4 protein-coding genes are annotated in these 5,799 nt (G+C 67.5%); 3 read left to right on the top strand and 1 reads right to left on the bottom strand.

Annotation, left to right across the window (positions count from 1 at the left end):
- Nucleotides 1-419: 419 nt before the first annotated feature.
- Nucleotides 420-1,550, bottom strand: coding sequence for a thioredoxin-disulfide reductase (locus tag FJ309_17000; protein MBM3956272.1), 1,131 nt, complete (start codon nt 1,548-1,550; stop codon nt 420-422).
- A gap of 65 nt (nt 1,551-1,615) precedes the next feature.
- Here FJ309_17000 and FJ309_16995 point away from each other — a divergent pair, with 65 nt between their 5' ends.
- The 3 genes from FJ309_16995 (at nt 1,616) to FJ309_16985 (ending at nt 4,725) form a co-directional block, all read left to right on the top strand.
- Complete coding sequence (locus tag FJ309_16995; protein ID MBM3956271.1) at nt 1,616-3,388, top strand: carbon starvation protein A; 1,773 nt, start codon at nt 1,616-1,618, stop codon at nt 3,386-3,388.
- A complete protein-coding gene (locus FJ309_16990) occupies nt 3,385-3,576 on the top strand; it encodes a DUF2256 domain-containing protein (protein MBM3956270.1) in 192 nt (63 codons plus the stop codon). The genes FJ309_16995 and FJ309_16990 overlap by 4 nt, the downstream gene beginning before the upstream one ends.
- Before the next feature lie 72 nt (nt 3,577-3,648).
- Nucleotides 3,649-4,725, top strand: a complete 1,077-nt coding sequence (locus tag FJ309_16985; GenBank protein MBM3956269.1) for an integron integrase — start codon at nt 3,649-3,651, stop codon at nt 4,723-4,725.
- Nucleotides 4,726-5,799: the final 1,074 nt, after the last annotated feature.

Genomic DNA, 5,799 nt, shown 5'->3' with positions numbered 1-5,799 from the left:
GGATGGCATGGGTCTGCGACGGGTCGTGAGGGAGCCATCGATGGCAATCCTCGGCGCCCGCGGCAGCGATGGGAATGGCGTGAAGCGCGCGAGCCTGCGGTGGTGCTTGGGCGAGCCGCATCGGAGCCCGGCCGGGGTCCCCTGCCCCGGCCGGGTTTTTTTCTTTTTCAGACGCACGAAGGCGTGGTTTCGCATTCCTTCCCAAAAGGGACCCGCGTAGCCCCTCCGCCGTCGCCCTCGCATCGGCCCGTCGCAACCGTGTGCGGGTCGATGCGAGGGCAAAGGCGCGAGGGGCGCCCCTCTGCAGAGCCCGAGCGGAGGCGGGACTCTCGAGCGGAGGCGGGACTCTCGAGCGGAGGCGGGACTCTCGAGCGGAGGCGGGACTCTCGAGCGGAGGCTCGTCGCGACTCCACCGGCTGTCAGTGAACTCCCTGGCCCGCCAGCCAGCGCTCCGCGTCGAGGGCCGACATGCAGCCGGTGCCGGCGGCTGAAATCGCCTGCCGGTAGTAGTCGTCGGCCACGTCGCCGGCGGCAAACACCCCCTCGACGCTCGTCGCCGTGCGGAAGTGCTGCGTCCAGACGATGTACTTCTTCGCCGTCAGCTGCAATTGGCCGTCGAGGAAGGCCGTGTTCGGCGTATGGCCGATCGCCAGGAACACGCCGGCCACGTCGAGGTGCGTCTCGCGCGCTGGCTCGAGCGTGCTCACCAGCCGCACCCCCGTGACCCCCTTGGCGTCGTCGCCGAGGACCTCGGCCAGCGCCGTATTGAAATGGATCTTGATCTTCGCGTCGTCATGGGCGCGCTTGGCCATGATCTTCGACGCCCGGAGCTGATCGCGGCGGTGGACAAGGTGGACGGTGCTGGCGAACTTCGTCAGGTAGGTCGCCTCCTCGACCGCCGAGTCGCCGCCGCCGACGACCACCAGCTCGCGCTTGCGAAACCGCGGCAGCGCCCCGTCGCACACGGCGCAGGCACTGACGCCGCGGTTTTTGAAGCGTTCCTCGCTCTCGAGGCCGAGCCAATTGGCACTCGCCCCGGTCGCCACGATCACGCACTCCGCCGTGACGCTGCCCCCCTCGGCCGGATGAAGCGTGAACGGCCGCTTCGAGAAATCGACGCGCTCGATGTCGTCGGTCACGATCCGGGTGCCGAAGTTGACTGCCTGCTGCCGCATCAGCTCCATGAGCTCGGGTCCCGTCACCCCTTCACCGGCGTGCGGCGCTATCATCTGCCGCCGCTCTGCGGGCAGCGCCGAATCGAGGAACCCGCCGAGGTTGCCATGGGGAAACCCGGCGAAGTTCTCGACCTCGCTCGTCAGCGCCAGCTGCCCCAGCGGCAGCGTGCCTGAGAGCCGATTCTTCTCGCTGATCGCCCCTTCGTAGACGAGCGGCTGGAGCTGTGCGCGGGCGGCGTAGATCGCGGCCGACCAGCCGGCCGGTCCGCTGCCGATGATGACGAGTTTCTCGCGGCCGGAAGTCGCTGCTGCCATGGGGCGGGGGGTCCTCGACGGGGATCCGGCCGATTCGACGCCGTGCGGCCGGGCGGGCATGATAAACCGCCGGAGGGGCGGCCGTCCCGGGCCGCCCGTGTTCCTGCCGCCACCGGGGGCCACGCATGAGCCTGCTGTTCATCCTCCTGCCCAGCGCCCTGCTGCTCGCCGTCGCGTACCGGCTCTATGGCGGCCTGCTCTCGCGGCTCTTCCGGCTCGATGCCGGGGCCACGACGCCGGCGGTCGCGCTCCGCGACGACGTCGACTACGAGCCGATCGCGCCGGCGCTCCTCCTCGGGCAGCACTTCTCGGCGATCGCCGCCGCCGGGCCGATCGTCGGGCCGATCCTCGCCGGCGTCGCCTTCGGCTGGGCGCCGGCGCTGGCCTGGATCCTCGTCGGCAGCATCCTCATCGGCGGGGTCCACGACTTCGCGGCGCTCGTCGCCAGCGTCCGCCACAAGGCGCGGTCGATCGCCGAGGTGGTGCGCGACCACATGAGCCGGCGCAGCTACGTGCTCTTCCTGGCGTTCGTCTGGATCGCGCTGGTCTACATCATCGTCGCCTTCACCGACATCACCGCGTCGAGCTTCGTCGGCCGGCAGGTGCTCGAGAGCGGGGAGACGGTGTCCGGCGGCGGCATCGCCTCGTCGAGCCTGATGTATCTCCTCCTGCCGATGGCGATGGGGCTCTGCCTGCGCCAGGGCAGGATGCCCCTCTGGCTGGCGACGGCGATCTTCCTGCCGCTGGTCGGCCTCGCGATCTGGGGCGGCCAGCGGATCCCCTTCGATCTGGCGGCGGTGCTCGGCGCCTCCGATGCCACGGCGCAGAAGATCTGGGGCGTGCTCCTGCTGGCATACTGCCTGGTCGCGGCGATGGTGCCGATGTGGCTCCTCCTCCAGCCGCGCGGCCACCTCGGCGGCTGCTTCCTCTACGTGGCCCTCGCCGGGGCGGCGCTCGGGCTCGTCCTCGGCGACCGGCTCGTGGCGGGCGACGCGGCTGTGAACTACCCGGCCTTCACGCAGTGGTCGACGAAGGCGGGGCCGGTCGTGCCGATGCTGTTCATCACGATCGCCTGCGGCGCCTGTTCCGGATTCCACTCCCTGATCGCCTCGGGAACGACGAGCAAGCAGCTGCGCCGCGAAACCGATGCCCGGCCGATCGGCTACGGCACGATGCTTCTCGAGGCGATGGTGGCGATCGTGAGCCTCGCCTGCGTGATGGTGCTCCCCGCCGGCGACACGCGGGCCGCGCAGCCGCCGAATTTCATCTACGCCCTCGGGATGGGGCGGTTCCTCGAGATCCTCGGGATCGCACCAGCGCTCGGCGTGAGCTTCGCGCTGATGGCGTTCACGACGTTCGTCTACGACACGCTCGACGTCTGCACGCGGCTGGGGCGCTACATCATCCAGGAGCTCACCGGGCTCTCCGGCCGCGCAGGGGCGTGGCTCGGTACCGGGCTCACCGCCGGGGTGCCGCTGTTTTTCCTCCTCCGGCCGCAGCTCGACGCCGACGGCAAGGCGGTGCCAGCCTGGAAGACGTTCTGGGGCCTGTTCGGCGCGAGCAACCAGCTCCTGGCGGCGCTCACGCTCCTGGGGATCACGGTCTGGCTGTGGCGGACGCGGCGCGAGGCGTGGGTCTGGGCGGTGACGGGCCTGCCGACGCTGTTCATGTACGTGATGAGCACCTGGGCGCTGGCGACGATGACGCTGCCGAAGTTTCAGGAGGCCTTCCGCAAGGCCGACGATGTCCCCGTGCCGACCGATCCGGTGGCCTGGGCGGGGCTCGTGCTGCTCGTCCTCGCGGCGGTGATGCTCGTCGAGGCGGTGCGGGCGATCGTGGGGGATCGCGGTCCGCCGCGGCCGGCACTGGCTCCGGCGCCGGCCGGTTCACCGGCATGAGCCGGGGGTGCGGTGGGAGCGGCGCGGCCGGCCGCCGCGACGGCGACCGCGCCCGCGGGGCACCGCGGCCCGAGAAGATCTGCGTCGCGTGCGGCCGTCCCTTCCAGTGGCGCCGCAAGTGGGCCGCGTGCTGGGACGAGGTGCGCTACTGCAGTGACCGCTGCCGCGCCCGTGGGACGAGGGCGTGAGCCAGCGGAGCGAAGGGTTGCGTAAAGGATGTAGGTGCGTACACTTCCTTGTGGGGTCTTGGAGGACTGGCGATGTCTACTCCCACTTCCGGTTTTCACACTGCCGGCGACCCAGTCGCGAGCAGTCCCGGTCCGCAGGGACGGCAGCCGCGATTGCTCGATCGATTGCGCGATGCTGCCCGAGTCCGGCATCTGGCGCGGAGCACGGAGCGTGTCTATTCGCACTGGGTGCGGCGGTACATCCTCCATCATGACAAGCGGCATCCGCTGGAGATGGGCGCGGCGGAGGTGAACGCCTTCCTCACCGATCTGGCGGTCCGCGGACATGTATCCGCCTCCACGCAGAACCAGGCTCTCGCGGCGATCCTCTTTCTTCACGACGCCGTCCTGGGAAAGCCGCTGGGCCGGATAGACGACGTGGTGCGGGCGCGAAGGCCGCGCCGACTGCCAGACGTACTCACGCCCGAGGAGGTCGAGCGGGTGATGAAGCACCTCCGAGGGGAGTCTTGGATGGTGGCGATGTTGCTGTACGGGGCCGGGCTGCGCTTGATGGAGGCGCTGCGGCTCCGCGTCAAGGATGTCGATTGCGAGCGACGTGAGTTGACGATCCGTGAGGCGAAGGGAAACAAGGATCGGATCACCGTCCTGCCTGCGGGGCTCGTCGAGCCACTCTCGCGGCATCTGGGCTCTTGGCGGCGGCATCACGCCGAAGAGGACAAGCAAGGGAAGGGCCGCGTGCGTCTGCCAGGGGCGCTCGACAGGAAATACCCTCTCGCCGGTAGAACCTGGTCCTGGCAGTGGGTGTTTCCGGCGGCGCGCTGCTACCGCGATCGTGAGTCCGGGGGCATCTTCCGGCACCACATCCATGAATCGCTTATCCAACGGAGCATGCATCAGGCCGTGGTGGCGGCGGGGATCGCGAAGCGGGCCACCTGCCATACACTGCGCCATTCCTTCGCGACGCATCTGCTGCTCGATGGGTACGACATCCGCACGGTCCAGGAATTGCTCGGCCACAATGACGTGAAGACGACGATGATCTATACGCACGTGCTCAACACCGGCGGGCGGGGAGTCCGCAGCCCGGCTGATCGACTCGCCCCGGCCAGCCCCCGCGGGAAGCCGAGCCGGGAAGTGGGCCGCAGTTGACGGGAACTATTCAGCAAGCCATCGGGCACACCCCGGCTGCTCGCGTGGGAGCCGGGACGAGGGCGACTTGCCCGAAGACGGCTCCCCACACCGCCCACGACCGAGCAATTGCCGCCCGGACGGGAGGTGCGATATACTGCAGGCGGCGCCTGTTAAGCACCCGGCGGAAAGGGGGCTTGTCAGTGCGTAAGTGACGACACGTCAGGGTCTTGGCGAGGATTAGGGTTCAACGCTCGGGTGCGCTAACTCGCAAGTCCGGGTGCTTATACGGACCGTATAAATACAAGTTCTGTGCCTCAAATCGGGAATGTCCACTTTTGAGCGATAAACCGCATACGAATCCGTATGAACCGCCCCGCTGTGATACCAACTCGCGTGCTCGCGTGCTCTCTGGGTTCCACGGCGTGGTGCTTGCACTGCTCGTGATCGTCCTTCTCGTGCGCGGCGTATTCATGGCGTTTGAGTGGGCTCGCTTACTGTTCTCTGGAGTCGCGCTAGCGAGCCACTTCTACAGGGCCATTTTTCTGAAGGACGCAATATATGGAGTGACCGCGCTCATCGGTGGCCTGTTGCTGACATGTCGTCTGCGCGTCGGATGGTGGTTCGCTACGATCCATTGGTCTTGGTATCTCGCTTGCGAGGTGTTGGTTGTTGTGGCCGCCGAATCGATGAGCTGGCGATTCCCTGTCCGCCACGAGCCCGCTCAGCTTTTCACAAGTGTGACCAAGAGTCTTGCCTTGGCCGGAGTGGCGTTGATGATACTGTTATGGAAGCCGGTCATGGCGCACTGCAATGTTGGTCCCAGGCGCCGCACGCCAATGGTCGGTTCGCTCCTTGTGGGTTGCTTTACCGTCGCTCTCCTGGTCAATTGGTGGTCGAGCATGAAGTAAGGTTTGTGGGAGGATAGCACAGAACAACGGCGTGCACTGGAGCGGCGGTTATTGCGTCTTCCGAAATCACAGGTCACTGGGCGCCGCCCAGTGACGCCAGACGTTCGGGCTTGGACTTGATGGAAGACGAAATCGAATCAATCGTAAATGAGCACGGATGGTATTGCGCGAATATTGTCGATGC

It is taken from the genome of Planctomycetota bacterium (assembly GCA_016872555.1).
GTDB lineage: Bacteria > Planctomycetota > Planctomycetia > Pirellulales > UBA1268 > F1-20-MAGs016.
The sequence above is the reverse complement of the archived record's forward strand: the minus strand, read 5'-3'. Positions and strand labels throughout refer to the sequence as shown.

Excerpts from the sequence above, each read along its gene's own strand:
- FJ309_17000 (MBM3956272.1), bottom strand. The coding sequence starts at position 1,550 with ATGCCCGCCCGGCCGCACGGCGTCGAATCGGCCGGATCCCCGTCGAGG.
- FJ309_16995 (MBM3956271.1), top strand. The coding sequence starts at position 1,616 with ATGAGCCTGCTGTTCATCCTCCTGCCCAGCGCCCTGCTGCTCGCCGTC.
- FJ309_16990 (MBM3956270.1), top strand. The coding sequence starts at position 3,385 with ATGAGCCGGGGGTGCGGTGGGAGCGGCGCGGCCGGCCGCCGCGACGGC.
- FJ309_16985 (MBM3956269.1), top strand. The coding sequence starts at position 3,649 with ATGTCTACTCCCACTTCCGGTTTTCACACTGCCGGCGACCCAGTCGCG.